25 protein-coding genes and 1 other RNA gene are annotated in these 25,599 nt (G+C 58.7%); 17 read left to right on the forward strand and 9 right to left on the reverse strand.

Going from position 1 to position 25,599, the window contains the following annotated elements; translation table 11 throughout:
• Positions 1-197: 197 nt before the first annotated feature.
• Positions 198-632, reverse strand: a complete 435-nt coding sequence (locus OOF89_RS07320; RefSeq protein ID WP_266074721.1) for a universal stress protein — start codon at positions 630-632, stop codon at positions 198-200.
• 275 nt (positions 633-907) lie between these two features.
• Here OOF89_RS07320 and OOF89_RS07325 point away from each other — a divergent pair, with 275 nt between their 5' ends.
• A complete protein-coding gene (locus OOF89_RS07325) occupies positions 908-1,363 on the forward strand; it encodes a universal stress protein (protein ID WP_266074723.1) in 456 nt (151 codons plus the stop codon).
• Positions 1,364-1,435: 72 nt separating this feature from the next.
• Entirely contained in the window at positions 1,436-1,963 is a 528-nt protein-coding gene (locus OOF89_RS07330; RefSeq protein ID WP_266074725.1) for a DUF7529 family protein, read from the forward strand.
• Here OOF89_RS07330 and OOF89_RS07335 read toward each other — a convergent pair whose 3' ends face one another.
• Positions 1,964-2,686, reverse strand: coding sequence for a DUF5806 family protein (locus OOF89_RS07335; protein ID WP_266074727.1), 723 nt, complete (start codon positions 2,684-2,686; stop codon positions 1,964-1,966). It abuts the gene before it with no gap.
• Between the two features lie 76 nt (positions 2,687-2,762).
• On the opposite strand from OOF89_RS07335, the gene OOF89_RS07340 reads away from it, so the two are divergent.
• From OOF89_RS07340 to OOF89_RS07375, 8 genes are all read left to right on the forward strand, one after another.
• The gene (locus OOF89_RS07340; protein WP_266074729.1) at positions 2,763-3,131 is read left to right on the forward strand and encodes a universal stress protein; all 369 of its coding nucleotides are present in this window, start codon (positions 2,763-2,765) and stop codon (positions 3,129-3,131) included.
• Complete coding sequence (locus OOF89_RS07345) at positions 3,128-3,655, forward strand: GNAT family N-acetyltransferase (protein WP_266074731.1); 528 nt, start codon at positions 3,128-3,130, stop codon at positions 3,653-3,655. Before OOF89_RS07340 ends, OOF89_RS07345 begins: the two co-directional genes overlap by 4 nt.
• A 294-nt stretch (positions 3,656-3,949) precedes the next feature.
• Positions 3,950-6,406, forward strand: a complete 2,457-nt coding sequence (locus OOF89_RS07350; protein WP_266074733.1) for an ABC transporter ATP-binding protein — start codon at positions 3,950-3,952, stop codon at positions 6,404-6,406.
• Positions 6,407-6,641: 235 nt separating this feature from the next.
• Positions 6,642-8,315, forward strand: coding sequence for an ABC transporter substrate-binding protein (locus OOF89_RS07355; RefSeq protein WP_266074735.1), 1,674 nt, complete (start codon positions 6,642-6,644; stop codon positions 8,313-8,315).
• 56 nt (positions 8,316-8,371) lie between these two features.
• Complete coding sequence (locus tag OOF89_RS07360; protein WP_266074737.1) at positions 8,372-9,385, forward strand: ABC transporter permease; 1,014 nt, start codon at positions 8,372-8,374, stop codon at positions 9,383-9,385.
• Complete coding sequence (locus tag OOF89_RS07365; protein ID WP_266074739.1) at positions 9,382-10,311, forward strand: ABC transporter permease; 930 nt, start codon at positions 9,382-9,384, stop codon at positions 10,309-10,311. Before OOF89_RS07360 ends, OOF89_RS07365 begins: the two co-directional genes overlap by 4 nt.
• The gene (locus OOF89_RS07370; protein ID WP_266074741.1) at positions 10,311-10,667 is read left to right on the forward strand and encodes a DUF7268 family protein; all 357 of its coding nucleotides are present in this window, start codon (positions 10,311-10,313) and stop codon (positions 10,665-10,667) included. Before OOF89_RS07365 ends, OOF89_RS07370 begins: the two co-directional genes overlap by 1 nt.
• Before the next feature lie 40 nt (positions 10,668-10,707).
• Positions 10,708-10,926 carry a hypothetical protein gene (locus tag OOF89_RS07375; protein ID WP_266074743.1) on the forward strand — a complete coding sequence of 73 codons (219 nt, stop codon included), beginning with the start codon at positions 10,708-10,710 and terminating at the stop codon, positions 10,924-10,926.
• Positions 10,927-11,127: 201 nt separating this feature from the next.
• Here OOF89_RS07375 and OOF89_RS07380 read toward each other — a convergent pair whose 3' ends face one another.
• The 4 genes from OOF89_RS07380 to OOF89_RS07395 all read right to left on the reverse strand — a co-directional run bounded on the left by OOF89_RS07380 (position 11,128) and on the right by OOF89_RS07395 (position 14,575).
• On the reverse strand, positions 11,128-11,754 hold the full coding sequence (locus tag OOF89_RS07380; RefSeq protein WP_266074745.1) for a dienelactone hydrolase family protein: 627 nt from the start codon (positions 11,752-11,754) through the stop codon (positions 11,128-11,130).
• 50 nt (positions 11,755-11,804) lie between these two features.
• Positions 11,805-12,512, reverse strand: coding sequence for a sugar phosphate nucleotidyltransferase (locus tag OOF89_RS07385; RefSeq protein ID WP_266074747.1), 708 nt, complete (start codon positions 12,510-12,512; stop codon positions 11,805-11,807).
• Between the two features lie 70 nt (positions 12,513-12,582).
• Positions 12,583-13,860 (reverse strand): dihydroorotase, encoded by a 1,278-nt coding sequence (locus OOF89_RS07390; RefSeq protein WP_266074749.1) that lies wholly within the window; start codon positions 13,858-13,860, stop codon positions 12,583-12,585.
• A 25-nt stretch (positions 13,861-13,885) separates the two neighbouring features.
• Complete coding sequence (locus tag OOF89_RS07395) at positions 13,886-14,575, reverse strand: lipoate--protein ligase family protein (protein WP_266074751.1); 690 nt, start codon at positions 14,573-14,575, stop codon at positions 13,886-13,888.
• A gap of 53 nt (positions 14,576-14,628) precedes the next feature.
• On the opposite strand from OOF89_RS07395, the gene OOF89_RS07400 reads away from it, so the two are divergent.
• A complete protein-coding gene (locus OOF89_RS07400) occupies positions 14,629-15,486 on the forward strand; it encodes a hypothetical protein (protein WP_266074753.1) in 858 nt (285 codons plus the stop codon).
• Positions 15,487-15,555: 69 nt separating this feature from the next.
• On the opposite strand, the gene OOF89_RS07405 is transcribed toward OOF89_RS07400, so the two are convergent.
• Together OOF89_RS07405 and OOF89_RS07410 are read right to left on the reverse strand one after the other, a co-directional pair.
• A complete protein-coding gene (locus OOF89_RS07405) occupies positions 15,556-16,017 on the reverse strand; it encodes a DUF4385 domain-containing protein (RefSeq protein WP_407661600.1) in 462 nt (153 codons plus the stop codon).
• 97 nt (positions 16,018-16,114) lie between these two features.
• A complete protein-coding gene (locus tag OOF89_RS07410) occupies positions 16,115-16,687 on the reverse strand; it encodes a cysteine hydrolase family protein (RefSeq protein WP_266074756.1) in 573 nt (190 codons plus the stop codon).
• Positions 16,688-16,798: 111 nt separating this feature from the next.
• On the opposite strand from OOF89_RS07410, the gene OOF89_RS07415 reads away from it, so the two are divergent.
• Positions 16,799-18,304 (forward strand): Hvo_1808 family surface protein, encoded by a 1,506-nt coding sequence (locus OOF89_RS07415; RefSeq protein WP_266074758.1) that lies wholly within the window; start codon positions 16,799-16,801, stop codon positions 18,302-18,304.
• Positions 18,305-18,424: 120 nt separating this feature from the next.
• Positions 18,425-19,564 carry a nicotinate phosphoribosyltransferase gene (locus tag OOF89_RS07420; RefSeq protein ID WP_266074761.1) on the forward strand — a complete coding sequence of 380 codons (1,140 nt, stop codon included), beginning with the start codon at positions 18,425-18,427 and terminating at the stop codon, positions 19,562-19,564.
• Here the strand turns inward: OOF89_RS07420 and OOF89_RS07425 are convergent.
• Positions 19,561-20,163 (reverse strand): TIGR00296 family protein, encoded by a 603-nt coding sequence (locus OOF89_RS07425; RefSeq protein ID WP_266074763.1) that lies wholly within the window; start codon positions 20,161-20,163, stop codon positions 19,561-19,563. The genes OOF89_RS07420 and OOF89_RS07425 overlap by 4 nt on opposite strands.
• A 116-nt stretch (positions 20,164-20,279) precedes the next feature.
• On the opposite strand from OOF89_RS07425, the gene rnpB reads away from it, so the two are divergent.
• From rnpB to OOF89_RS07445, 4 genes are all read left to right on the forward strand, one after another.
• An RNA gene (gene rnpB, locus OOF89_RS07430) (RNase P RNA component) lies at positions 20,280-20,660 on the forward strand.
• Positions 20,661-21,032: 372 nt separating this feature from the next.
• Positions 21,033-23,516, forward strand: a complete 2,484-nt coding sequence (locus OOF89_RS07435; RefSeq protein WP_266074764.1) for a heavy metal translocating P-type ATPase — start codon at positions 21,033-21,035, stop codon at positions 23,514-23,516.
• A gap of 58 nt (positions 23,517-23,574) precedes the next feature.
• On the forward strand, positions 23,575-24,510 hold the full coding sequence (locus OOF89_RS07440; protein ID WP_266074766.1) for a cation diffusion facilitator family transporter: 936 nt from the start codon (positions 23,575-23,577) through the stop codon (positions 24,508-24,510).
• A gap of 26 nt (positions 24,511-24,536) precedes the next feature.
• Positions 24,537-25,583, forward strand: coding sequence for a matrixin family metalloprotease (locus tag OOF89_RS07445; RefSeq protein WP_266074768.1), 1,047 nt, complete (start codon positions 24,537-24,539; stop codon positions 25,581-25,583).
• The last annotated feature ends 16 nt before the right edge of the window (positions 25,584-25,599 follow it).

The following is a 25,599-nucleotide window of genomic DNA, read 5'->3' on the forward strand; positions in this document are numbered from 1 at the left end:
GATTTTATAAATATATTATCAAACAGAATAGAATATTCCACGACGGACGGAATATTTGATAGACGTTGGTGTCTTCAATCCGTGGGAATGGTGTCGTTCTCGGCGGTTCTCCCCCACGAACTCTTGACGGTCACGTGTGACATGAACGATGCTATCGATACTAGTCGATATGATATCGTGCATGTACTGAAGTTCGTTCAGGCTTCGCTAGGGTCGAGTTGCCGAACCGTCAGCACCGGGGTCGGACAGGTACGGACGACGCGTTCGGCGACGCTTCCGATGAGGAATCGGTTCTCGCCGTGGCGACCTCGGGTACCCGTTGCGACCACGTCCGCATCGTGGTCACGAGCGTACTCGCGGATTTCCGCGGCTGGGTCGCCTTCACGCACCGCTGTGACGATTTCGCGGTCGGCGTGTTTGCGTATCGATTCGAGTGCCCTCTCGCCCTGCGATTCGAGGGCGGTGTGGAGCTCCTCTCGAAGCGTTTCGGGTGACGACTCGACCTCACCGGTGTCTACGACGTACAGGGTGTGAACCTCCGCATCGAACCGGCGCGCAAGGTCGAGCGCGACCGTAACCGCACGCTCGACACTCTCCGAGCCATCAGTGGCAATGACGACGGTATCTAGCATTGTTTCCCCTTCCTTCTGCATCGCTCTTAAACGCTGAGGTAATATATTGCGCTAATCCAAATCACTAAATACTATGTTAGCAATTGGCAACATGCCCGACGGGGCAAGGTTGCACCCAAACCGCAATCACATCCGATTGCGGTTTGTTGGTATCACACGGCCAGTTCTACGCTATTGACGACCCCTACTCGGAAGCGATCAATTTCAGCCGTTAGTCCCCCCACCGAGACACTGTGAGAGAAGCTTTTTTGCCTACCTGCGTACCACCCACGCATATGACCGAGTCGCCAGTCGAAGTGAACACAGTGCTCGTTCCGGTTGACGGAAGCGACGAATCGGTGCGGGCTATCGAGTGCGCAGTCTCCATCGCCGAGAAGTACGGCGCGAGCGTCCACGCGCTTTACGTCCTCGGGGAAGAGATGACCCGTGCGGTCGAAACCGGTGCTATCGAGGAGGACGATGTGGTCGTCGAAACTGAATCGTTCATCGACAGCGCCCGCGCCGTCGCGGACGACGCGGGTATCCAACTCCGCAACTCCATCGCGCTCGGCTTCTCGACCCGGAGAAAACTCCAGCACCCCGGCAGTGCCGTCCTCGACTGTGCCGACGAAATCGACGCTGACTTCCTCGTCATCCCGCGCGAACCCCTCTCCGGCGAACCCGGCGAAGTGTTGGAAAAGGCTGCCGAGTACGTGCTGTTGTACGCCAGTCAACCAGTTCTTTCGGTCTGATGATTCTTCTCACCCGCGTTTCCGAACCGGAATGACACAACGTTTTTACGCGAAAAAACCGCCCATCGGTGTATGGACGGGACGACGCCGAACGTTACGGCACACTCACGAGCGATGCCATTTTGGGAGGATGTCATCGCAGACATGGAAGCGACGGCAGCGGAGTACGAGGAAATGGGGTGGAACACGTTGGAACTCCACCCGGGCGACGTGACGCCACTCTGGACGGAACAGGACGACGAGTTTGGGTTGGATGTGCTCGTGCCGGACAACGAGTTCGAAGCGGTCGAGAGGCTACTCGACGACGGTATCGAGTTCGACGCCTTCGAAGTCTATCGAGCGATGGGCGACCACCTCGTCTTCGTCGTGGTCGTCATGGAAGACCACGACGAAGACGCTGCGGTCTGTTATCCGGCATACTACGACGTTCGTGGTGCGGAGAAGATGTTACGAGAAGCGATGGACGCGGGAACGATGTACACCTACATCCGAACGCTGAGCGAGGACCGCGTTCAGTTTACTCACGACGACCCAACGGTGTTCCAACCGCCGGACCCCGAAAAATCGGACGATGCGGAATCAACCGACGCGGACGAGTAGTTACTCCTCCTCGCCGATTTCGTGCCCACAGTGGGGACACTCCATCTCGTCGTGACGCAACTGTTCGCTCGATTCGCGCACCTCGCGCATGACGCTCGAAATCCGGTCCTCGGCGGCGAGTTCATCGTCCACGGAGAGGTCGACACCCTCGACTTCGAGGAGGAACTTCGCGACTTCCGTTACTTCGTACATCACGTCGTCCAACTCTTCAGCGGTGAAGAATCCGGACATCGCACCGTAGAGGAAGGTCGCACCAGCTTTTCTGATTTTATCCTCGAACGCTGACCGCGCCTGATTGACCGCTTGAGGCGTGTACGTGTCGGTCATGAACGGAATGAGGTACGGCAGGTTGTTGCCGATTTTCGTCATTTCGACGCCCGTTTCGGTTCGGAAGTCGGCACAGAGTCGGGCAATCGCCCACTCGCGCGCGGTGATGTACGTTCGGTCGCGCAGAAACTCGTTGACGCGGTCGTACTGTGCGCCGTCCATCTTCTTGAAACGCGCGTATTTTTGCACGTCCGGGGGAAGTTCGGATGTGGAATTCACTTCGGATTCCGCTTTATGCGCGCTCGAAGTGCTTGAACCGGAACTTTCTGACCTTGCATCTCCAACCGCCGTTTCGCCTCCTTCGTTCATTTCGTTCGCTTCGTCAACTTCGTCCGTCCCGTCCATCTTGCTCGTGTCCTCCGTCTCGGGTTCTGGCGGGGAGGGGTCGTTCGACATACGCCGTCGTTACCAAGCAGGGTGCAAAAGCGTATCGCACCCAATTGTTTTGGCACCTGGCGGGTATGGGGGTAGTATGAACGTACTGCTGGGAATCGGTGGAAGCGACGATTCTTTCACTGCACTCGATCAAACCGTCTCGCGTGCGGTGCTCGCGGACGATGACTTGACGGTTGCTATCCTCGACAACCCGGAAAGCGACCGGTCGAAAGACGAAATCGGCGAGAAGGTAGAAGCGGTGCTCTCGGATGCCGACCTCGACGCCACCGTTCGTGACGTCTCCGGCGACCCTGGGAGCAGACTGCTTGACATCGCCGAAAACGAAGGCTACGACCAAATCGTCCTCGGTGGCGGGCAACGCAGTCCGATGGGGAAAATTCGACTTGGACATATCGCCGAGTTCGTCCTGTTGAATTCCCACGTGTCGGTGAAACTGGTACGATGAACGAGAACCGACGATTTCCGGACGAGCCTGCCGGACCGTTTCCGGAGCCACCGCTCTCGTTTACCGACCGCGAGGACCGGGAAATCGAAATCCGACCGTTCGACGACGGGGACGAGGAACCGCTCGTTCGAATGTACGTTGATTTCGACCCTGCCGACCGAGCACAGGGGATACCCCCGGCCACGGAACAGCGAGTCCGCGATTGGGTGGAGACGCTGACCGACGGCGACGGACTGAATGTCATCGGGTGGCATGGCGACGAAGTCGCCGGCCACGCGACGCTCGTTCCCGACGGAAACTCCGCGTACGAACTCGCCATCTTCGTTCACCAGGAGTACCAGCGCGCGGGTATCGGCTCGCACCTCATCCGTACCCTTCTCGGCCACGGAAAGGAAGCGGGGATCGAAAAGGTGTGGCTCACGGTCGAACGCTGGAACCGCGCCGCCGTGAACCTCTACAGAAACGTCGGATTCGAGACTGCCGACGCGGAGAGCTTCGAGTTGGAGATGGTACTGCGGTTGTAGTTCATCGCCCACGACTTCTCGGTTCGACCGTCGTTCGAAATCGACGTTCAGGTGCGGACTCGAACTCGGATAGACGATCCATTGTCCTCTTAGGTATAGTTCTCGAAAGAAATTGTTCAGGGAGAAGCCACCGTGTTGTTTCCAGGAATTCAGCTCGGACGGTTTTTCATACCGTTTCGACTCGTCCGCCCGGACGCCTATTTTCCACGCCGATACATGACCTCTCCCTCGAATATCGTGTGCTACACCCAACCGAACGATTTTTGCTCACCCGCCAAGGATACCCGCGTAACTGTGACCGATTTACTGTCCATCTCGAATTTGAAGACGCAGTTCCATACGGAGCGGGGAACGGTCAAGGCGGTGGACGATTTCGAACTATCCATCCGCGAGGGTGAGACGGTCGGGCTCGTCGGCGAATCAGGGTCCGGAAAGAGTGTTACCGCGCTTTCCGCGATGCAACTCATCGACGACCCGGGTGAAATCGTCGAAGGCGATATCAAATTCCAGCACGACGACATCGCTACCGAATTCGCCGACAAGTATCCACAGGGTGTCGGTGAGTACGTCTTCCCCGATGAGGGCTACATCGACATCATGTCTGCACCTGAATCCGTCATGCGGGACATCCGTGGCGGCGAAATGGGGATGATTTTCCAGGACCCGATGACGTCGCTCAACCCCGCGCTGACGGTTGGCGAACAAGTAGCGGAGAGCCTTCGTCTCCATCAGTACGACGGCAAGCGGAACGACAACTGGTGGAACGCGGTTCGTGAAATCGCGCCCAAACTCGGCAACAACGAGATGGACGAGGAGCTCCTTCAGGACACCATCGACATCTTGGAGGAAGTCGGGATTCCGGAACCCGCATCCCGCGTGGAGGAATACCCCCACGAGTTCTCCGGTGGGATGCGCCAACGCGTCCTCATCGCCATTGCGCTCGCGTGCAGACCGAAACTGCTCATCGCGGACGAACCGACGACGGCATTGGACGTGACGATTCAAGCACAAATCCTCGACCTCATCAACGATTTGCAGGACGAACTGGGAATGTCCGTCTTCATGATCACACACGACCTCGGCGTCGTCGCGGAGACGTGCGACCGCGTTGCGGTCATGTACGCGGGCGACCTCGTCGAAGTCGGACCGGTTGACGAAATATTTCACAACCCGAGCCATCCCTACACGTACGCACTCCTTGAATCCATCCCGCGCGAGGACAGGGAGCGCCTGACGCCCATCGACGGGAACGTTCCCGACCTCATCGACATGCCCGAAGGGTGTCACTTCGCACCACGCTGCCCGTGGGCGAAACCGGAGTGCACGCAGGGCGACATCCCACACCTTCAGCATGGACCCGAGGAAGTCGACCACCGCGCCAAATGTGTTCTCGAAGACTTCGACACGGAGGAGTATATCGAGGAGTACGAGAGCGTCTCGGCTGGCGGACACGAAACCGGCGAGTCGCTGGTAACCGTTGACCAGTTGAAAAAACACTACTCGCGCGCGGACGACTTCCTCGACAAATGGCTCGCCGAGGAGAACCGAAGCGTGAAAGCGGTCGATGGAATCTCGTTCGATATTTACGAGGGTGAGACGCTCGGACTCGTCGGCGAGTCCGGCTGTGGAAAATCGACTGCGGGTCGCTCGCTTCTCCGTCTCGAGGAGTTGACCGATGGGCGCATCGTTTTCGCCGGTACTGACCTCGGCGGATTGGATGACGATGGGCTTCGGGAGACGCGCAAGGACATGCAGATGATTTTCCAAGACCCGCTGTCCAGCCTCGACCCACGGATGACTATCGGTCAGATCATCGCCGAACCGCTGAAGATTCACGGACTTGCGAAAGGGAACCGCAGCGAGCGCGTCAAAGAACTCATGCAAAACGTCGGCCTCGAACCGGGTCAGCGCGACCGCTACCCGCACGAAATTTCCGGCGGACAGCGCCAGCGTGTCGGCATCGCGCGTGCACTCGCTGTTGACCCCGATTTCATCGTCGCTGACGAACCGGTGTCGGCATTGGACGTGTCCGTGCAGGCCCAGATCATCAACCTGCTCGAAGACTTGCAAGAGGAGTTCGGCCTGACGTACCTGTTCATCGCCCACGACCTATCGGTTGTACGACATATATCCGACCGTGTGGCAGTGATGTACCTCGGCGAAATCGTCGAAATCGCGGACACTGATGAGTTGTTCGACGATCCGAAACACCCCTACACGCAAGCACTGTTGTCGGCGATTCCGGAACCCGACCCACGGGTGGACACCGACGACCGTATCATCCTCGAGGGTGACGTCCCGTCGCCCATCGATCCACCGAGTGGGTGTCACTTCCGAACGCGATGTCCACAGATCATCCCGCCGGGGGGGATGGATATCGACCAGCAGGCGTATCGACAGGTGATGGATTATCGCGAACGAGTCGAAAACCGGGCCATCAACCTCGAATCCGTTCGTGAGGAAGCGATGGGGGAGAATGCTCCTGTACAGAAGGCGACTGCGACGGACGGTGGGACGCCGCCGAACGATTCCTTCCGTGCAGTGCTCTGGGACCGTCTGTTCGAAACCGAACCGACGGGGGAACCCCGAGAGATCGTCGAACGGTCGTTCGACCACCTCGAAACGGGTGACTGGGAATCCGTCGAGTCACTCTTGCGTGATCGGTTCACGAGCGTTTGTGAGCGACAGCCCCCGGTTCTGCAAGACTCCGCACATCCGTCGGCATGCCACCTCTACGAACAACCTGAATAATATCGGTAGTATCCTGATTCCTTCGGCAGAGTGAATCTGCCCTGCCGAACTCGTATCCAACTCGTCTCGAATCTGATTCTATTGACAGGACAACAAGTTTCCATTATTTTCTATCTTTTCATCGAGTTGTGACTGAAAAATCGATAATTGAAACTGATTTTATCCGTCGTTTCGTACGTACACTATCTATTATGGCTTCGGTATGTTTATATGGCACATGTGAGCACAGTGCCGTATGGCGTCACGCGATAACATAACGAACAGACGTAGTTTCTTGAAAGCGGCTGGTGGTGCTGCGGCAACGGCGGCACTTGCCGGTTGTCTCAGTGGAGACGGTAACAATAATAACGGCAGTGGTGGCAGTGGTGGCGGTGGGACGCTCACCTACGCCCGCGGTGACAAATCCGGCTCGCTCGACTTCCAGAACACGACGAGCGGCGAGGCTGCGAAAGTCACGAACCAGATTTACGATACGCTCATCGCGTTCAAACCCGGCAAGACCTCTCTAACCGAGGGACTCGCAACGAACTGGAACGTCGACGGGAAAACGGTCACTCTCGACCTCCGAAAGAACGTCAAATTCCACAACGGTGAGAAGTTCACCGCCTCCGACTTCGTCGCCACGTACCGCCGATTCGTGGACGAGAGCTACGAACACTACCCCGGTAAATCGTACGCATCGTCGTACGGTCCATATACGCTCGGCGTTATCGACAACGTCAAAGCCCCGAGCGATCACAAACTGAAGATTACGATGAGCAAGAAGTACGCGCCTATTCTGCCGAACCTTGCGATGTTCGTCTCCGCGGTCCACTCCGAGAAGGCTATCAAAGACAAGGGTAAGGGTCTCAAATCCGACCCCGTCGGCACCGGTCCGTTCAAGCTGAAGAAGTGGGACAAGAGCAACAACCGCGTTCGCCTCGAAAAGAACAGCGACTACTGGGGCGAAGGACCGCACGTGGACGAAGTTGTGTTCACGGTCGTCGGCAACAACACGTCGCGCGCACAAACGCTCATCTCCGGCGATGCACAGATTATCGACGGACTCGGCGCGCAGTCTTCACAGCAAGTGGAAAAATCCGGCGACACCAAACTCGTCTCTGACGCCGGTATCAACGTCGGCTACATGGCGTTCAACATGTCCAAGGTCGAAGCCTTCCGAAAGAAGAAGGTACGAAAGGCCATCAGCCACGCCATCGACACGAAAGGTATCGTGGACACCATTTTCAACGGCATCGCGAAACAGGCCAGCCAACCGATCCCGAGCAGCGTGATGGGCTACAACGACAGTCTAAGCCCATACGAACACAACCCGGAGAAGGCAAAGAAATTGCTCAAAGAAGCGGGCTACGGTGACGGCTTCTCGTTCGAACTGGCGACGTTCAAGAACCCACGTACCTACAACCCGAGTCCGATTCAGGCGGCGAACACCGTCAAATCGAACCTGAAGAAGGTCGGTATCGACGTAACCATCAAGCAACAGGCGTTCGACCCGTTCCTGAGCTACACCGACTCGTACAAACACGACGCGTGTTTCCTCGGCTGGATGACGGACAACGCCGACCCGGACAACTTTTACTACGCGCTGCTCCACCCCGGCGTCTCCATCGACGAGGTGCCGAGCGGACAGGATTGGATCGACCCGAGCAAACACGACAACATCAACACGCTCGATGCCGCAGCGTGGGCGAACACGGAGTACATGAAACTCGTGGAGGACGCGCAGGCAACCTACGACGAGGCGACACGTAAAGAGAAGTACAAGAAAGCCGGTAAAATCGCTCACGACGAGGCACCGTGGGTGTTCATGGACCACGCGAAAGACCTTCGCGGCGTTCACAAGAATGTCAGCGGGTTCGAACTCGCACCTATCAGCGGTCCGTTCCTCCGTCTGGTGAAAATCAACTAACGGGTTGTGATTCCCTAACGAGGCTTTTTTGACCCCACGCGTTTCAGTTTCGGCTGATGATCTCCAAGCGGTTCGTTGTCAAACGACTGTTGCTACTCATACCCGTGCTATTCGGGGTAGCGACGTTCGTATTTGCCATTCTCCAGCTCGCACCGGGTGATCCTGCACGCGTGGTTGCAGGCCAACGTGCGTCGGAGGAGTTCGTTCGGCAGGTTCGCCACGAACTCGGGTTAGATCGCCCCATCTGGGTGCAGTATGGACAGTTCCTCTGGGACGCGATTCAACTCGACCTCGGCGAATCCTATCAGATTCGGAAAGGCGTTGCGGTCTCCGAGATCCTTCGGAACCGACTGCCCGTGACGATCGAGATGGCGATATATGGCCAGTTCCTCGGTATCCTCTTCGGAATTCCACTCGGGATAATTTCCGCCATCAAGCAGGACTCCGCCACCGACCATCTCACTCGTATCGGTGCCCTGACCGGAATCAGCATCCCGATTTACTGGAGTGGACCACTGCTCATCCTGCTGTTTGCCCAGTACCTGAGTCTCGTGCCACCGAGTGGCCGTATCGGGTCTGCGTACAGTATCAACCAGGTAACCGGCCTCATCACATTGGACACACTGCTGTACTGGAACATTCCGGCGTTCAAGTCGGCGGTACTCCACCTCATTCTGCCGGCCGCGGTCATCGGCATCTACTCCATGGCGCTCATCTCGCGGATGATGCGCTCGTCGATGTTGGAAATCATTCGGCAGGATTACATGCGGACTGCCCGCGCGAAGGGACAAGGTGCGAAAATCACCGTGATGAAACATGGCTTCCGGAACGCGATGATTCCGGTTGTCACCGTCATCGGTATCCAGTTTGGAACCCTGCTCGGTGGGGCCGTACTGACGGAAACCGTCTTCGGCATCCCGGGCATCGGAAGCATGCTCGTGGACGCTATCGAAGTCGGTGACTTCCCAGTGATACAGGGAACCGTGTTGACTTTCGCGTTCCTGTTCACGGTCGTCAACCTGTTCGTGGACGTGACGTACTCCTACCTCGACCCGAGGATTGAACAATGAGCACACAAACTGAATCAAGCGAAACGGCAACCTCCCGCGGCTTTGTAGAGCGTCTGCGGGCCTCGCCGTTCCTCTCTGAACTCCTGTCGAATCGCCTCGCAGTTACCGGATTAGCAATCATCCTGTTCATGCTCGTGGTCGCCGTCTACGCTCGGCTGACGATCGACCTTACCGCTATCAAGCAGACACAGATCGGTTCCCAACCGAGTTTGGCCGCCCCGAGTGGGCAGTTCCTCTTCGGAACGAACCTGCAAGCACAAGACCTCTTCCCCCGTGTCCTCTACGGTGCGTGGTACGCGATGCTGTTCGGAACGGTCACGGTCAGTGCCTCGACGTTCCTCGGCGTCGGACTCGGTGTCGTTGCGTCCTACTACAGCGATCTCACGGACAACGTCATCATGCGGACGATGGACGTTCTGCTCGCGTTCCCGGCACTCCTGCTGTCGCTGGCACTGGTCGCCATCTTCCCCGACAAGTGGGGTCTCTGGCGCGCAGTCGCCGCATTGACGCTCGTGTATACGCCACGGTTCGCGCGTGTCGTCCGCGGTGCGGCACTGAAAGTGCTCGAAGACGAGTACATCGATGCGACAGTGGCGCTCGGGGCGAAGAACCCTCGCGTGCTGATTCGCCACGTTCTGCCGAATTGCCTCGCGCCGATTACGGTACAGAGCACGCTCAACTTCGGCCTCGCCATCATCGACCTCGCGGCGCTCTCGTTCCTCGGGTTCGGTGCGGAAGCCGGAACCCCATCGTGGGGGCTCATGCTCTCGAACGGCGTCAAAAACGGCCTCTTCAGCGTCCCGAGCGCGTGGTGGTGGTCGTTCTTCCCCGGCCTATTCCTCGCCGTGACGGTGTTGGGATTCAACCTACTCGGTGATGGGATGCGGGACGCGCTCGACCCGCGAATGCGTGAAACGGTGGACTGATGAACCTGTCCGGCTATCTTTTCCCGCGCGTTCGCCTCGTCTCTCGGTTCGCTCTCCGAGGGATAGCGCTCGGCGCTATCGGTGTTTTGCTCGTCGTCTTGTCCGGTGAAACGGTGGCGTTCGCCAGTCGAAAGGTGTTTTCCGTCGCGGCGCTCGCGTTCGGATTCGCACTGTTGGGTTGGTCCGGTTCCGTCTTCGCCGGAGAAGCCGTCGAAAGCATGAACGAACGCCTCGGTTCGAAATCCAACTGGACGGAGGCGGATTCTCGACGCGCGATGACAGTCATCGGCAGTACCGGTGCCGGATGGATGATCGGTGCAAGCGTGATGACGCTCGTCTTGCGAGCGGCATATTAGGCCGTAAAGTTTTTAGCCACATATCATAATTGGGAGTGATATGGTCGTTCTCGAATCGACGTTCGTGGGGCTTCTCATCGCCGCAATCGGCGTCGCGGTAGCGACAAGACCACAACAAACATTTGAAATCAGACATAAGGTTGCGATCGCGTCAACGGGCGAACTCAGCGAATTCGGAACTGCACGATATCAAGCGTACGGGCTATTCTGTACGCTCATCGGGGTAACGATCGCGGTTATCCCGTTTTTTCTTCCGTAAGAGAACCGTATTCAGCCTCACCGATCGTACCTGTAGTGTGACCGTGTGTACATTCTGCCCGAGTGACATTGGGCACATCAGCCCGTCTTCGTAGAGGAGCGCGTCGGTGAAACGAGGACACTCACCGGTCAGTTCTGTAACGACGCTCGCTCCTCGACGCCCATCGAGGGTGAGGACCCCCTTACTGGTGCTTGCCGTCGGCTATAAACGCGATGCGAACCACTCACCCGTGAGGTCAGCAACGGTCTCCAGCGTTCCCGGTTCCTCGAAGAGGTGTCCCGCGCCAGCCACGATTTCGAGTTCCTTTTCGCAGGTCAATCGATCGTAGGCTTCTCGATTCAGTTCGAGTACTTGCTCGTCGCGTTCGCCAACGATGAACAGGGTCGGCGAAGAAACGTCGTCCAGTACCGCCGTGGCGAGGTCAACGCGCCCACCGCGCGACACGACTGCCTCGGTCGCAGGGCGGCGTGCCGCCGCACGAAGCGCGGCGGCCGCACCCGTACTGGACCCGAAGTAACCGAGGCGATACTCATCCGACCCCGCCTGCGCTTCGATCCATTCCGTGACCGTGACGAGACGGTCGGTCAACAGTTCGATATCGAACCGATTCTCGTAGGCGGTGTCTTCCGTCTCGGTGAGCAAGTCGAACAGGAGGGTACCGAGGCCAAACTCCTGCAGTCGCTCGGCCACGAAGTTGTTTCGCGGGCTTTTTCGACTGCTTCCGCTTCCGTGTGCGAACAGCACGATTCCGGATGCCCCCGCTGGAATCCGCAGATTTCCTTCGAGCCGAACGGTATCGACTGGAATCGTTATCTCCCCCTGTTGCATGGCACGTCATTATTCGACTCGCGAGCGAGTAATCGTGACGGCTCGATATCTCAGCGAAGTCGTTGCTCCGCCATCTCTCGCTCCTCGGGTGTATTGATGTTGACTGACCATCCGTCCGTCGTCATCGCTCGCATCGTCCTTTCATCCACGAACCGCTGAATCGCTTCGGCGAGTTCGTACTCGCCCCGGGAGGATAGCTCCGTGTCCGCACAGGCGTCGAACATCGCTTGACTGTAAACGGCGAACCCCGCCGCGACGAGACTCGGATTTGGTGGGTCGTCCGGTTCCTTCTCGATTCCGAGCAGTTCGCCGCCCTCGTTCACGTCACAGATCGCCTTTACGCGCGCTTCCTCCGTCGAGACGAACTCGACTTGCTGTACGGCATCGACTGCGTCCTCACGTTGCCGTTCGAGGAGTGGACGGAGGTCGGACTGAATCACGCAATCTCCGTCCATACACATGAAGTCGCCTTCGACACGGGGTTCGGCCTGTCGAAGTGCGTGTGCCATCCCCAACTGCTCATCCTGCCAGACGTAGGTTATCGGCACGCTGGCAAACGATTCTCCATAGTACTCCCGAATTTTCTCCCCCTCGTAGCCGATGACGACAACGAGTTCGTCGGCATCGAGTTCGACCAACGTCCCGAAACAGCGCGTGAGAATCGGTGCTCCGGCCACTTCGACTAACGCCTTCGGCTTTTCGTCGGTCAACGGTCGGAGGCGGGTCCCCTTTCCAGCAGCGAGGACGACTGCTTGCATGATCGTGTATTTCGATTGAACAAACTTGAATTATGGTGCGATGGACGGGGTGCCCGTAAACGCGGGACTCTCAGGCGCGAACGTTCTCGCCGACCGCCTCCCCGAACTCACCGTCTTCGAACACGACGTTCCCGCGAACCATCGTCAGTTCGGGAAACACGCCCATTCTCCCCTCGAACGGCGTCCAACCGCATTTCGAGTGCAGGCCGTCGCCCCGAATTTCGCGACTCTCGTCAGGGTCAACCAGTACGAGGTCGGCCATCCGTCCTTCTTCGATACGCCCCTTTCGCGGCAAACCGAACACCTTCGACGGATTTCGGGCGGTGAGGTCGGCCACACGGTCGTAACTCAGATTTCCGTTGCGGGCTTCTTCGAGCAGTAGCGGGAGCATCGTTTCGACGCCCGGGACGCCGCTCGGTGCGTCCCAGATACCCGCGTCCTTCTCGTCTCGGGTGTGGGGTGCATGGTCGGTCGCAATCATATCGACCGTTCCGTCCGCCACACGTGCGAACACTTCCTCGCGTCGCTTTTCGCTCCGAAGTGGTGGGTTCATCCGTCCGAACGTCCCGAGTTCGTCGAGGTCGTCACGCGAGAGGAACAGGTGGTGGGGTGTCACCTCACAGGTCGCCCCGATTTCGTGTGCCGCATCGATGCCCTCCGGCGTGCTGGTGTGGGCGATGTGTAGCCGCCCACCGAGTTCCTTACCGATTTCACAGGCACGCTCGACGGCGGCGGCCTCGGCCGTCGCCGTTCGGTAGGCACTCCACGCGTCGGCATCATCGTCGTCGCGCGATTTCGCGTCTTCGTCGAACAAGTCAGCGTCCTCGGCGTGAACCGTCACGACGACGTAATCGTCGGTGGCACGTTCGACCGCTTCGCGGAAGAGTTCCTCCTCGATACCCATCTTCCCGGTCGAATCGGCGAGAAATACCTCGCCCAACGCGAGAATCGGGCGGGCGAACAGCGACTCCGGCTCCCAGTCCGGTGTGACGCCACCGTTGATTCCGTAATCGACATATGATGCTGTCGCCAGTTCGGCTTTTTCGTCGAACGAGTCGCCGTCCACCGTCGGCGGGTTCGTGTTCGGCTGATCAACGACGGTCGTGACCCCACCTGCGGCGGCGCTCATACTCCCCGTCTCCCACGTCTCCTTGTGGGAGAAGCCGGGCTGTCGAAAGTGAACATGGGCGTCGATTGCCCCCGGTAAAAGCAACTTTCCGGTCGCGTCGATTTGTTCCCCGGACTCCGTCAGCGAGGACCCGATTGCGGAAATCCGTCCCGCCTCGGTGTCGATGCGAACGTCCCGCTTGTTCCCGTCCGCGAGCGTCGCGTTCCGAATCGTAAGCATACTGGCCACTGTTTCGGGAAGCGTCCTAAGTCTCTCGGTCGCCAATGTGTTCGACCATCGTCTCCTCCTCGCCGACGAGCATGGCTTCGATGGTTTGGATAACGCGGTCGGGGTCGGCATCCCCGTCAGCGTTTGCGATGCTACCGACGGAGTCCGAGTCGAACGGCACGCCGAGTGTCGCATAAATCGGGTCGAGCACTCCCGCGATTTCGTCGTGGTCGTCCACGACGACGACCCCGGAGACGAGCGCCGCCCCGGTTCGAACCCGCTGTGCGACGCCCGCGAGTTTTCCCTTCCACTGGAGCGAGTAGTCACCGGGACAGAACGACCGCGGCGGTTCGCCCCGTTGGGCAGGGACGCCGAGTCGCCAGAAGGCACGCTGAACCGCTTCGGTGGTCTCGGCGTACCGCTCCTCCATTCCTGTCCGAATATCGGACAGCGGGACGGTGTGAGCGAACGCGACCGTCGTACCAGTGTACGCGACGGCGCGTCCGCCGACGCTTCGTTCGACGGGTTCGAATCCACACGTTTCGGCGACGGATTTGGCTACGTCGAATTCGTCGGCGCGAGCATCCCGTCGTCCGAACGCGATCTGTCTATGTGGTGTCCACACTCGAACGGCAGCCTCGCCACTCTCTGCGGTCTCGGTGAGCATCGCGGCAGTGACCGCTCGGTCGTCGTCTCGTGTCTCGGCCCGGCCACGAAGCACGCGCATAGCACCCCATTGTAACCCGATGTATGTAAACGCTCTCGGTCCGGAATGGATCCATGGTCGGGCTTCCACCGGCGGTACTCGCGCGCTATCCACGTTTTTCGCTCTACAACTCGCCGTATACTGCCCACGATGAGGGCTGTGCCATCGACTTGTATCCTGGCAGTCAAACGGGAAGCGAAGCGTCCCGCGAGACATGCGCCCCGAGTCCTGTTGCTGGCGAGGTCGTCGATACCCGAACGGTGACTGCACCCCGAAAACCCTACGCCGTGGCACACGACTACCTCATCGTCGTTGATACTGGTGAGTATCTGGCGCGGATGCTTCACGTCGAACCGACCGTCGAACCCGGTGACATCGTCGAAGTCGGTGACTCGTTGGGCGAGATGGTCCGGTCGGGATTCTTTGCGCCGTGGGTCGCAAACCACATCCATCTCGGATTTCGCCCTCGAGATTCGGACCCGGTCCGGGCCTCAGGGTCGCTTCCAATCGACCTGTCGGTCGAAATCGAACCCCTCGCGTGGGATGGTACGGGCCGCGTCGTCGAGACGGGCGAGACGTTCGTCGTTCTCGACTCACCGGCGCACCCTGCACCCGGCGAACGATTCGCGGGAATTGCTGGCGTCGGGGGTCCCGATAGTACCGTGCTGGACGGCGGACTGCCACACTACGAGGGAGGAGGAGCGCTGTGCGTGAGTGATGACAGTCCGCAGAACGTCGTGTCGCTCGCCGGTTCACCCGTCGGTGTGGCTAACGGACGAACCGTGACGTGGAACGACGTGGAGATTCGTGCAAACGGAACGTCAATCACCGGTCTCTCGTTGTTCGTCTCGCGCGAGCAGTTCGGCGCGAAACTCGTTCATCCGGGCCACGATTTCTCCGTCGGTGACTCGGTTTCGGTAAGTATCCGGTGAAATTTGGCTTTCTCGGATAGAGAGCGCGTTCGCTACGCTCCCGATCCTGCATCTTCGGGTCGTTGCTGGCTACTGCGTCCGGTTTTGATACTCGCTTTTCAGCCGCTGGTATTTTTCATCGTGGCGGATCTGGTCCCACCTTCGCTTAAAAACCTTCGCTGCCGCTCTTTTTTTCGGGTCCGCCCACCGTTTCGGCTCGCGTTCGTCGCCATTGTCGTCGTATTTTTCCCCGCCGGGGTACTTCGCATAGCGCATCGCCCGCGTGAACCCCATCTGACAGTATTTCCGCGCCATATCCATCCCCACGAAATCATCGTTTTCCCGGTACGTTTCGTACTGCTCGAAGAGTTTCTCGGCGGATTCGCGCGCCGATTCCGGGTCGGCGTACGACCAGTGAGGGAGGAGTTCCGATTTGTACGGTTCGACTTTAAAAACGCCCTTCTCGGTTCGACCGATTTCGTAGTTTTCGCCGTACTTCTCGGGATGGTCGCGGTAGTTCACGTCGTCCTCGGGGTTGTCATCTTCCGTCACTGGTTCGGGTTCGGTTTGGAAAGGGTTGGTTCGTTCGGCTGTTTCGGCGGGGTCCTCCTTCGATCGTCGTGATACTTCCTGGCGAAAAAACACGCGCCTACTCGAACTCGATGTCCTCCAATTTCGCACCCTCCCCGAACAACCACGCGGAGTGTTCGATGGCGTATTCCTTGTGTCCCTCTTCGATGTAGCCCACGGCGTCCTCTACGATGACGGGTTTGAAATCCCGTAGTCCGGCACTTCCGGCGGTGTGGAGGACGCAGACGTTAGCCAATGTTCCACAAATAAGCAAGTCGTTGATGCCGTGAGCATCCAAATACCCTTCGAGGTCGGTCTGATAGAAGGCGTCGTAGGTGTATTTCGTTACGATGTGGTCGTCCTCGTGCACGTCGAGTTCGTCCACGATTTCCGTCTCCCATGTTCCCTCAACGACGTGTTCTCCCCAGCGTTCGAACTCGTCATAGTAATGGTTCCCCTCGAACTGATCCGGTGGGTGAACGTCACGGGTGAAGACGACTGCTGCACCCGCTTCGCGCGCGCGAGAAAGTAGTGCCTGAATCGTGTCGGTAACCTCCTCGCTGCCTGGTGCGTAGAGGCTTCCGTCCGGATGGCAGAACCCGTTTTGCATATCGACGACGACGACTGCCGTCGAATCTGGGTCGAAGTTCATACTGGTTCTAGGGAATGTATGCACCAAACGATTTCGGAGGTCGCCGACTTGTCGTATCTCATCACTTTCACGACCTTTTTTACACAGTAGTTCCAGGTGTCTGCTACAGGAATGCGAACGATTACCGCTGTCGCGGTTGCTCTTATGCTCGTGCTAGCGGGGTGCTCATCGGCACCCGGTGACGATACGACCACGAGTGGACCCGACGTGACGAACACGACGCAGGACCCCGGAACCACAGCTCCACCGGGTGAAAAGAAGGCAATTCACCCGGCCGACCCCGACGACGACGTCTTGGGATGGGAGGAAGGCTACTGGTTCAACGAGACGATCTCCGTCACACGGGACGACGGGTTGAACGAGTCGGAACTAGACGCCGTCGTCAGTCGGTCAATGGCTCGCGTCGAAAAAATCCGAGATTTGGAATTCGAAAGGAAGGTTCCCGTGAAAGTCATTTCGCGCGACCAGTTCCGCAGTGAGCAAGACAACCAGACGACGCCGCCGAAGCGTAGGCTGTTCGATAACGTCAAGTTCGAGGCGTTGATGATGATCGACGAATCGACCGACTCGATTGCGGTGCAGAGTCGGAACTCCGGATCGTCGGTCGGCGGCTACTACAGTCCTGGCAAGGAATCCATCGTCATCATCTCGAACAACCAGACGTCGCCCAAGATGAACGAGATTACACTGTCTCAGGAGCTGTTCCACGCGCTTCAAGACCAGACGTTCGACCTCAAATCGTTCGACCAATCCACTCGAGAACGCCACAACGCTATCGATGGCGTCATCGAGGGCGACGGTAACTATCTCGATTATCTCTACGAACAACGATGTAACAGCGAATGGAAAGGAACGTGCCTCATGTCGGACAAAAGCGAGAGCAGTGGTGGCGGCCAACTCGCCAACATCGGCCCGTATCTCGTCAAATATCAACCGTACAGCGATGGCCCACCGTTCGTGAAGCGAATTCACGAAAAACAGGGCTGGAAGGGTGTCAACGACCTCTATAAAAACCCGCCAGCCAGTACGGAACAAGTCATCCATCCGAAAAAATACCCGAACGACAAGCCCGCACAGATTACCGTGCGGGATACGACCAGCAACGGCTGGAAACGTCTGAAACCGAAGGGTCGTCCGAACTTCGGCGAAGTCGGCGAAGCGGGCATCTTCTCGATGCTCATGTACCCCTACTACGAGAGTCAGGGAAGTACCCAGATCCTTCCTGCCCGAAAGTTCTTCAACATGAACAACGAGGGAAAACTGAAAGAGTTCGACCCGCTGAACTATCGGAGCAAGGCAACGAACGGCTGGGATGGCGACAAAATAGTCGTATACACGAACGACGATACGGCTACAAACGAAACCGGATACGTCTTCAAGACGAAGTGGGACTCGAAAAAAGACGCCACCGAATTCGTGGATGCGTATAAGAAACTGCTCAACTATCGGAATGCAAAGCAGGTCGATAGCAAACAAAACACGTGGCGGGTTCCCGATAGCACTGGATTCGGCGACGCCTTCTATATCCAGCAAAACGGCGACACCGTCGTCATCGTGAATGCGCCCACAGTGAGCGATCTCTCCGACGTTCGACACGGCTCCGCACCGAACGCATAGTTCTCGCGTTCGTTTTTGATTGGCTGATTTCGTTCTCGATTCGAAGGTGTACTATCGACAAACCCGGTGCTTTTTCGCTGTCGCGGGGAAACTCCCCAGTATGAGCAACAGGTGGTTCGCGTGAGCGACCGATTCGACGTGGTTTCCGAGGATGCGATCCGCGACGGAACCGCGACGGACGCCTACTTCTTGCGCACCGAGACGACACTCGCATCCGCGGGAAAGAATCCACACGTCGTCGCCGAGGTAACTGCCGACCAGTTCCCGAGCGGCGAATTTGAACTTCTCTCCGGCATGAAAGATGCGGCCCACCTCCTCGAAGGATTACCGATCGACGTGGACGCGATGGAAGAAGGGCGGCTATTCGACGGAGGACCTGTTTGTACCATCGAAGGACGGTACCTCGATTTTGCGCGGTACGAAACTTCGCTCCTCGGATTTCTCTCACACGCCTCGGGGATGGCCACGAACGCACTCGAAACACGTGTTTCAGCCCCGGACGCCCAGGTGGTGAGCTTCGGCGCGCGACACGTTCATCCGTCGATCGCAGCAGTCGTCGAAAGGTCGGCCCTCGTCGCCGGGTTGGATGGATTTTCACACGTTGCCGCAGGAGAAATCCTCGGAACGGACCCGAGCGGAACCATGCCGCACGCACTCCTCATCTGCTTTGGAAGCGGAAAACAGGAGGAAGCGTGGCGGGCCTTCGACGAGGCAGTCGAGGAGGACGTCCCTCGTATCGCGCTCTGTGACACGTTTTCGGACGAAAAAGACGAGGTACTTCGCGCGGCAAACACGCTCGGAGATTCGCTCGACAGCGTTCGTATCGATACGACCGGTTCGCGTCGAGGAAACTTCCGACACATTCTGCGCGAACTGCGCTGGGAACTCGATTCACACGGTTTCGAGGACGTAGATATCTTCGCCAGCGGTGGACTCGGTCCGGACGACCTTCTCGAACTGAGTGACGTCGCTGACGGATTTGGTGTCGGCAGTTACATCAGCAACGCTGAACCCGTGGATTTCGCCCTCGATATCGTGGAAATCGACGGCGAACCGGTGGCAAAACGTGGAAAGCTCTCCGGAAGGAAACAAGTGTATCGAACGACCGACGGTGATCATCACATCGGCCTCGCGCGCCACGATGCGGACGGCGAACCGCTACTGCAACCGCTGATTCGTGACGGCACGATCGTCCGAGAATTCGACGTGGATACTGCGGCTCGTCGCGCGCGCGACGACTCATCGATGGTCGGCTTTTAGATTCGCTCGATACTCCCTTCGGGTTCGCGCTCGCGGAACACTGGCCCTTCGATGAGTGTGACGAAGACGTCGTCGTCTTCCCACGCACCGTGGGGAAGGCCCGCTTTTCGACATGCGCGGTCGAGATATTCGAACTCGCTCCAGTTGTGTTCGACGGGGAGCGTCGGATACATCCATGCGTGCTGTCCGTTGCCTTCGACAGCGATGCCGTGACGACCCAATCGCATGTCGTTTACGGGGTCATCCGTCAACACGGTGTTCTCGACGATGAACACGGAGATGTTGAGATTCGACAGCTCAGCGGGTTCGATCTCGGAACCGCAGGAATCCCCGCTGGCGGCCGCGATGGCGGAGTCAACGATTTGATGCCCTAACTGTTCGCTCGTGTCGTAGGCACCAGCGCACCCGCGCAGGCTCCCGCGTCCACGAGTGGATTCTAGCCTGACGAAGACGCCAGTTCGGGCGTAAAATGCTTCTCGCATGCTGCCCGGTTGCTCTCGTTGTCCATTGATGACGTATGAGTTCACCGCCTCCCGTGCGAGTTCGACCGCGCGCGTGCCATCCTCGTAGGTGAGGGAAACTGCCTGTGCCTCAGACATACAATCATCTTATGCACAGAAGCATCTTCAACGCTTCCCTTCAATCTGGCTGGTTTTAAGCCCCCATGACTAATCCGACCGAACGGCTTAAACACGAGCATGGGCTAGCTTACTTCGGCAGAGGGAGCTCGGTTCCCGCGGTTGACGGTGCTGATGATCAGCACTCACGTGAGGAAAGTCCCCCCACCGTCCGAGCAGGCAACCGGGCGCAAGTCCGGAGTGGGAGACCACTGGCTCTGGAACAGAAACGAGACCACTTCGTGTGACCGATGCAGTGCGCGAACCGACCCGAGAGGGGAGGGAGTTAACCCACTAAGGGTGCGTGACGTCTGTCACGCCACGTCGTGTTGACTCTGTCAACACGCGGATCACGAAGAATGGATGGAACGGCGAATCCTTGCCGGTGCAAGTCCGCGCCACAATGGTAGCCCGGACACACGGTGCGGACGCTTAGCCGAATGCCGAGCCGAACAGAAGGGGGCTTACTCCCCTCAGCCGATTTTCAGATGCCGAACGCGAGAGCCAGTATTGCAACCCCGGCGAGTAGTTCCATTACGACCATCGCCAAGGCGGCACTTGCTTTGATGTACGTCATGCTGCCCGGTTAGCGACTCGGTACCAAACCCAATAAGTGAGAACGATGGTTAAGCATCGTTTCCCGTTTCAACGACGTAATAACGGATTGAACGGTCCTAAACAGTGCTTTTGATACGGAGGTCTATCACGAAGCGCCCATGAAACGGGGGACAACGAACGTCAGACGCGCGCCTTCTTATTAAATATTAACTGTGTATTTAATAAGGATGGCCTAAGATGTGCCGGTTTTGTGGCAGTGCAATTAATAACTACTCGGCAACTACGGGTAGATAATGAGCAATACCGGGACCGAGACGCTTCGTCTTTCCGTTCCGAGCATGGACTGCCCATCCTGTGCCGGAAAAGTGACGAAGAGCGTGAAATCGGTCGCTGGCGTCAGGGACATCGACGCGCAAGTCGCCTCCGGCCGACTAGTGGTAACCTTCGACCCCGACCGGGCCGATACCGACGCGATCCGAACCGCGGTAACGAACGCAGGCTACGAGATAGACGACACGGATGACGAGCGGACGGAGACACTGTCGGTTCCTAGCATGGATTGTCCGTCCTGCGCCGGAAAAGTCGAGAACGCACTTTCCGACGTTTCGGGTGTCAAGGAATACGATACGCAACCCGCATCAGGCCGTGTCGTCATCACGGCATCCGCGGGTACATCCCGTGAGACCCTCGTTGCGGCAGTCGAGAGCGCGGGATACGAAGTCGAAGAAGTGGCGAGCGACGACGGACCGGCGGTCGAATCGCCCCACGCGGTGTGGACGAGTACCCGTGCACTGAAGACGTGGGCCGGGGCCGCTTTCCTCGTCTTCGGCCTCGTTTTGGAGTTCATAACACCGTCTTTGAACCCGGAATTGGTCTCCGCAGTCGGTAACTCGCTAACTGTTGCCGGCGTTGGGTTCCTCGCCGCCACTGCAATCGGTGGACAAGAAATCGTCCGAAACGGCTACTACTCGGCGAAGAACCGAAGCCTCGATATCGACCTGCTGATGTCCGTCGGCATCCTCGGCGCGCTCGCAGTCGGCCTCTACTTCGAAGCCGCGACGCTCGCAGTGCTTTTCAGCGTCGCTGAACTGCTGGAACGGTTCTCGATGGATCGTGCTCGTAACTCCCTTCGAGAACTGATGGATCTTTCCCCTGACACGGCGACCGTTCGCCGGGAAGACGGCGAGGAGACGGTTCCCGTCGAATCGGTTCACATCGGTGACGTCGTCATCGTCCGCCCGGGCGAGAAAATCCCGGTCGATGGTGAGGTCCACGAGGGAACGAGTTCGGTCAATCAGGCACCGATCACGGGTGAGAGCGTCCCCGTCGAGAAAGAAACGGGTGACGAAGTGTTCGCCGGAACGGTAAACGAGGAGGGCTATCTCGAAGTCGAAGCGACCGCGGAAGCGGACGATTCGACCATCTCGCACATCGTGGAGATGGTCGAGGACGCACAGGGCAACCAGACCGACCACGAGCAGTTCGTCGACCGGTTCGCGCGCTACTACACCCCTATCGTGGTCGTCGCAGCGATTCTCACCGCAGCAGTGCCGCCGCTCTTCTTCGGCGCACCTTTCGAACGGTGGTTCGTCCGCGGACTCACCCTCCTCGTCGTCGCGTGTCCTTGTGCATTCGTCATCAGTACGCCCGTCAGTATCGTCTCGGGGCTCACCAGCGCCGCACGAAACGGGGTTCTCGTCAAAGGTGGCGATCATCTCGAAGCGATGGGCGAACTCGATGCGATCGCCTTCGACAAAACCGGCACGCTAACCAAGGGTGAACTGACCGTTACCGACGTGATCTCGCTCAACGGCAACAGTGCGGACGACGTACTCCAGTGCGCGCACAGTATCGAACACCGGAGCGAACACCCCATCGCCGGTGCCATCATCGACCACGCCCACGAACAAGGCGTTGGCGAGCGCGAGGTATCCGATTTCGAGAGCCTAACCGGAAAGGGCGTTCGCGCGGATTTGGACGACGTGACACATTACGCCGGGAAACCGGCCCTGTTCGCCGAGTTGGGCTTCGACCTCGAACACACGCACATGACGACCGATGGCGGCGCGATCGCACAGCAAGGTGAGATGGTCGAACCGGAGAGCATCTGTGACGGTCGGGACGACTGCCTCGACCTGCTCGCGGAGGTCGTTCCACGACTCGAGCAAGAGGGCAAAACCATCGTCCTCGTCGGCACCGAGGACGAACTGGAGGGCGTCATCGCCGTCGCGGACGAAGTCCGCCCTGGCGCGAAAGAAGCCGTTCAACGTCTCCACGGCTTGGGCGTTTCCCGCGTGGTCATGCTCACCGGTGATAACGAAGGGACCGCCCGCGCAATCGCGGAGCAGGTCGGCGTGGACGAGTTCCGTGCCGAACTCCTTCCCGAGGAGAAGGTTTCAGCCGTCGAGGAACTCACTGAGGGCGGTGTCGCAATGGTCGGCGACGGTATCAACGATGCACCTGCGATGGCCGCCGCAACCGTCGGGGTGGCCATGGGTGCGGCAGGCACCGACACCGCCATCGAGACCGCCGACGTGGCCCTGATGGGTGATGACCTTTCGAAACTCCCGTATCTCAGACGGCTCGCCCGAAAGGCAAACCGCGTCATCCGGCAGAACATCTGGACGAGCCTCGCCGTGAAAGCCGTCCTCGCGGTCGGCGCGCCGATCGGCCTCGTCACCGTCGCGCAAGCGATCGTCATCGGCGACATGGGGATGAGCCTTGGCGTGACGAGCAACGCGATGCGACTAGCGGGGGTCACCCCCGACGACGAATAGCGTCGAGCGATTCGGTTTCCCCACAACGACTGATAGCCTTCGGCACGTACGTCTCTCGATGGCGCATGACCACGACGCCAGAACCGACACCGCTGCGAGCGACGATTCCAGCGATACCAGTTTTCGCGCGCTGACCATCGCACTGGCTATCAACACCGTCTTCTTCGTCGTCGAACTGCTCGGCGCAGTATATTCCGGGTCGCTGACCCTCCTGGCGGATGCGGTTCACATGCTCACGGACAGCGCGAGTCTCGGACTCGCGCTCTTCGCGTCGTGGGTTTCCGCACGGCCACCCGACGCCCGCAGAACCTACGGCTACCAGCGCGCCGAGGTCCTCGGCGCGCTGGGTAACGGGCTCCTCTTGCTGGTTGCGGTCGGCTACGTCCTCTACGATTCACTTCGTCGGTTCGGGAATCCACAACCGGTCGATGCACAACTCGTGATCGTCGTGGGCGTCCTCGGCCTCTTGGCGAATCTCGCTGGTGCATGGGTTCTCTCGGAGCACCGAGGCGTGCTGAACGTCGAAGGCGCATTTTTGCACCTGCTCGCGGATGCGGCGGGAAGCGTAGCGGCAATCGTCGTCGGCGTGGCGCTCGTGTTCACCGACCTGTACGTGCTCGACCCGCTGTTTGCCGTCCTCGTCGCGTTTCTGGTGTTATACTCCGCGAAAGACCTCTTTGCGGAAAGTGTGAACATTCTTCTGCAGGGTACGCCGTCCGGTATTTCTGTGGACGAGGTTCGAGCATATCTCGTCGGGTTGGAGGGCGTCAGGGACGTTCACCACGTTCACGTCTGGTCCCTGAGCTCGACGCAGTGTACGCTTTCGGCGCACGTCGTGGTCGATGATGGCGTCGACTCCGATTCGGTGCTCCGGCGTTGTCAACGGGAACTGGGCGATCAGTTCGGCATCGACCACGCCACGATACAGGTCGAATCGGAGTCGTACAGCCACACGCTCGATTTCGACTGTAACTTCCGGAGTCGCAAGGTTTGATATCACTTCGGCCCGTCTGTACGATAATGACGCGGCGTGTCCTACTACTTGTACTCTGTCTCGTCATCTCCGGCTGTGCTGGCACACAGTTCGACGTGACGACCGATACGAATCAGGACGACAGAACCGAGGGGACGACGAGCGAATCGATACGAGAGCCGACGAAAGGAACGATGGGGGCCGTTGCGGACCGATCGAACCCGTGGGGGGAGTCGGTGGTAACCGTGGCGATCAACGCGAGCTCGAACCCCTCACACGAGTACGCCGACGATGTTCGACAGGCGCTCGACTTCTGGGAGAAAAACAGCGAGCAGTACGCGGGCTACGACATCGAGTACGAACTCACCCCGGACGCAAACGACCCCGACCTCGTGGTCAACTTTGTTGAGAACGTCGAAAGCTGCCCCCGAGTCAAACACGCCGCCGGGTGTGCGCCCTACATCACGAACGCCGCCCAGATTTCCCGCCCCATGCGCGTGGATATCGACGATTCGTTTTCGAGCGATTCGACCGTTCTCATCCTCAAACACGAACTCGGTCACACGCTCGGTCTGAACCACAGCTCTGCTCCGCAGTCGATTATGGCCGCCGAAGCCGCACTCTCGACACGGCCCTTTACGAACGCGAGCGACCGCGACCTGCCGTGGGCCGACGCAGACTTCACCGTCTATCTCGGCCAAACTGGCGACCGAGAGGACGTTCGAGCGCAAGTACAGCACGCGCTCGATTACTACGCTCGTGGAGCGAGCGGTACCGTCCCTTCGAACGTCTCGTTTTCGTTCACCGAAACCCGAGCGAATGCCGATATCGTGGTGACGTTTCCCGACGAACTGTCGTGTAATCCCGGTTCGAGCGGTTCCTGTGGCGGGGTCCGAGGGACGGACCCCGACCAAGACGGTGCGCTTGAGGAGTATCAAAAAATGACGATCTCGATTTCCGGCATCGATACCGACGCTATCGGCTGGTACACTGGCTACTGGTTGGGATACGGGTTCGGTCTCGAAGAGTCGGAACTGGCCTCGCCGTTCCGTGACGCATCGGAGCGGGAACGACGGAGTGAGTGGTGGAAATAGCGCACGGTCCGCGTTC

The sequence above is a fragment of the Haladaptatus caseinilyticus genome, assembly GCF_026248685.1.
Classification (GTDB): Archaea; Halobacteriota; Halobacteria; order Halobacteriales; family Haladaptataceae; genus Haladaptatus; species Haladaptatus caseinilyticus.

Bases quoted from the DNA above. Each gene is read 5' to 3' on its own strand.
- OOF89_RS07320 (WP_266074721.1), bottom strand. From the start codon at position 632: ATGCTAGATACCGTCGTCATTGCCACTGATGGCTCGGAGAGTGTCGAG.
- OOF89_RS07325 (WP_266074723.1), top strand. From the start codon at position 908: ATGACCGAGTCGCCAGTCGAAGTGAACACAGTGCTCGTTCCGGTTGAC.
- OOF89_RS07330 (WP_266074725.1), top strand. From the start codon at position 1,436: ATGGACGGGACGACGCCGAACGTTACGGCACACTCACGAGCGATGCCA.
- OOF89_RS07335 (WP_266074727.1), bottom strand. From the start codon at position 2,686: ATGTCGAACGACCCCTCCCCGCCAGAACCCGAGACGGAGGACACGAGC.
- OOF89_RS07340 (WP_266074729.1), top strand. From the start codon at position 2,763: ATGAACGTACTGCTGGGAATCGGTGGAAGCGACGATTCTTTCACTGCA.
- OOF89_RS07345 (WP_266074731.1), top strand. From the start codon at position 3,128: ATGAACGAGAACCGACGATTTCCGGACGAGCCTGCCGGACCGTTTCCG.
- OOF89_RS07355 (WP_266074735.1), top strand. From the start codon at position 6,642: ATGGCGTCACGCGATAACATAACGAACAGACGTAGTTTCTTGAAAGCG.
- OOF89_RS07360 (WP_266074737.1), top strand. From the start codon at position 8,372: ATGATCTCCAAGCGGTTCGTTGTCAAACGACTGTTGCTACTCATACCC.
- OOF89_RS07365 (WP_266074739.1), top strand. From the start codon at position 9,382: ATGAGCACACAAACTGAATCAAGCGAAACGGCAACCTCCCGCGGCTTT.
- OOF89_RS07370 (WP_266074741.1), top strand. From the start codon at position 10,311: ATGAACCTGTCCGGCTATCTTTTCCCGCGCGTTCGCCTCGTCTCTCGG.
- OOF89_RS07375 (WP_266074743.1), top strand. From the start codon at position 10,708: ATGGTCGTTCTCGAATCGACGTTCGTGGGGCTTCTCATCGCCGCAATC.
- OOF89_RS07380 (WP_266074745.1), bottom strand. From the start codon at position 11,754: ATGCAACAGGGGGAGATAACGATTCCAGTCGATACCGTTCGGCTCGAA.
- OOF89_RS07385 (WP_266074747.1), bottom strand. From the start codon at position 12,512: ATGCAAGCAGTCGTCCTCGCTGCTGGAAAGGGGACCCGCCTCCGACCG.
- OOF89_RS07390 (WP_266074749.1), bottom strand. From the start codon at position 13,860: ATGCTTACGATTCGGAACGCGACGCTCGCGGACGGGAACAAGCGGGAC.
- OOF89_RS07395 (WP_266074751.1), bottom strand. From the start codon at position 14,575: ATGCGCGTGCTTCGTGGCCGGGCCGAGACACGAGACGACGACCGAGCG.
- OOF89_RS07400 (WP_266074753.1), top strand. From the start codon at position 14,629: ATGGTCGGGCTTCCACCGGCGGTACTCGCGCGCTATCCACGTTTTTCG.
- OOF89_RS07410 (WP_266074756.1), bottom strand. From the start codon at position 16,687: ATGAACTTCGACCCAGATTCGACGGCAGTCGTCGTCGTCGATATGCAA.
- OOF89_RS07415 (WP_266074758.1), top strand. From the start codon at position 16,799: ATGCGAACGATTACCGCTGTCGCGGTTGCTCTTATGCTCGTGCTAGCG.
- OOF89_RS07425 (WP_266074763.1), bottom strand. From the start codon at position 20,163: ATGTCTGAGGCACAGGCAGTTTCCCTCACCTACGAGGATGGCACGCGC.
- OOF89_RS07435 (WP_266074764.1), top strand. From the start codon at position 21,033: ATGAGCAATACCGGGACCGAGACGCTTCGTCTTTCCGTTCCGAGCATG.
- OOF89_RS07440 (WP_266074766.1), top strand. From the start codon at position 23,575: ATGGCGCATGACCACGACGCCAGAACCGACACCGCTGCGAGCGACGAT.
- OOF89_RS07445 (WP_266074768.1), top strand. From the start codon at position 24,537: ATGACGCGGCGTGTCCTACTACTTGTACTCTGTCTCGTCATCTCCGGC.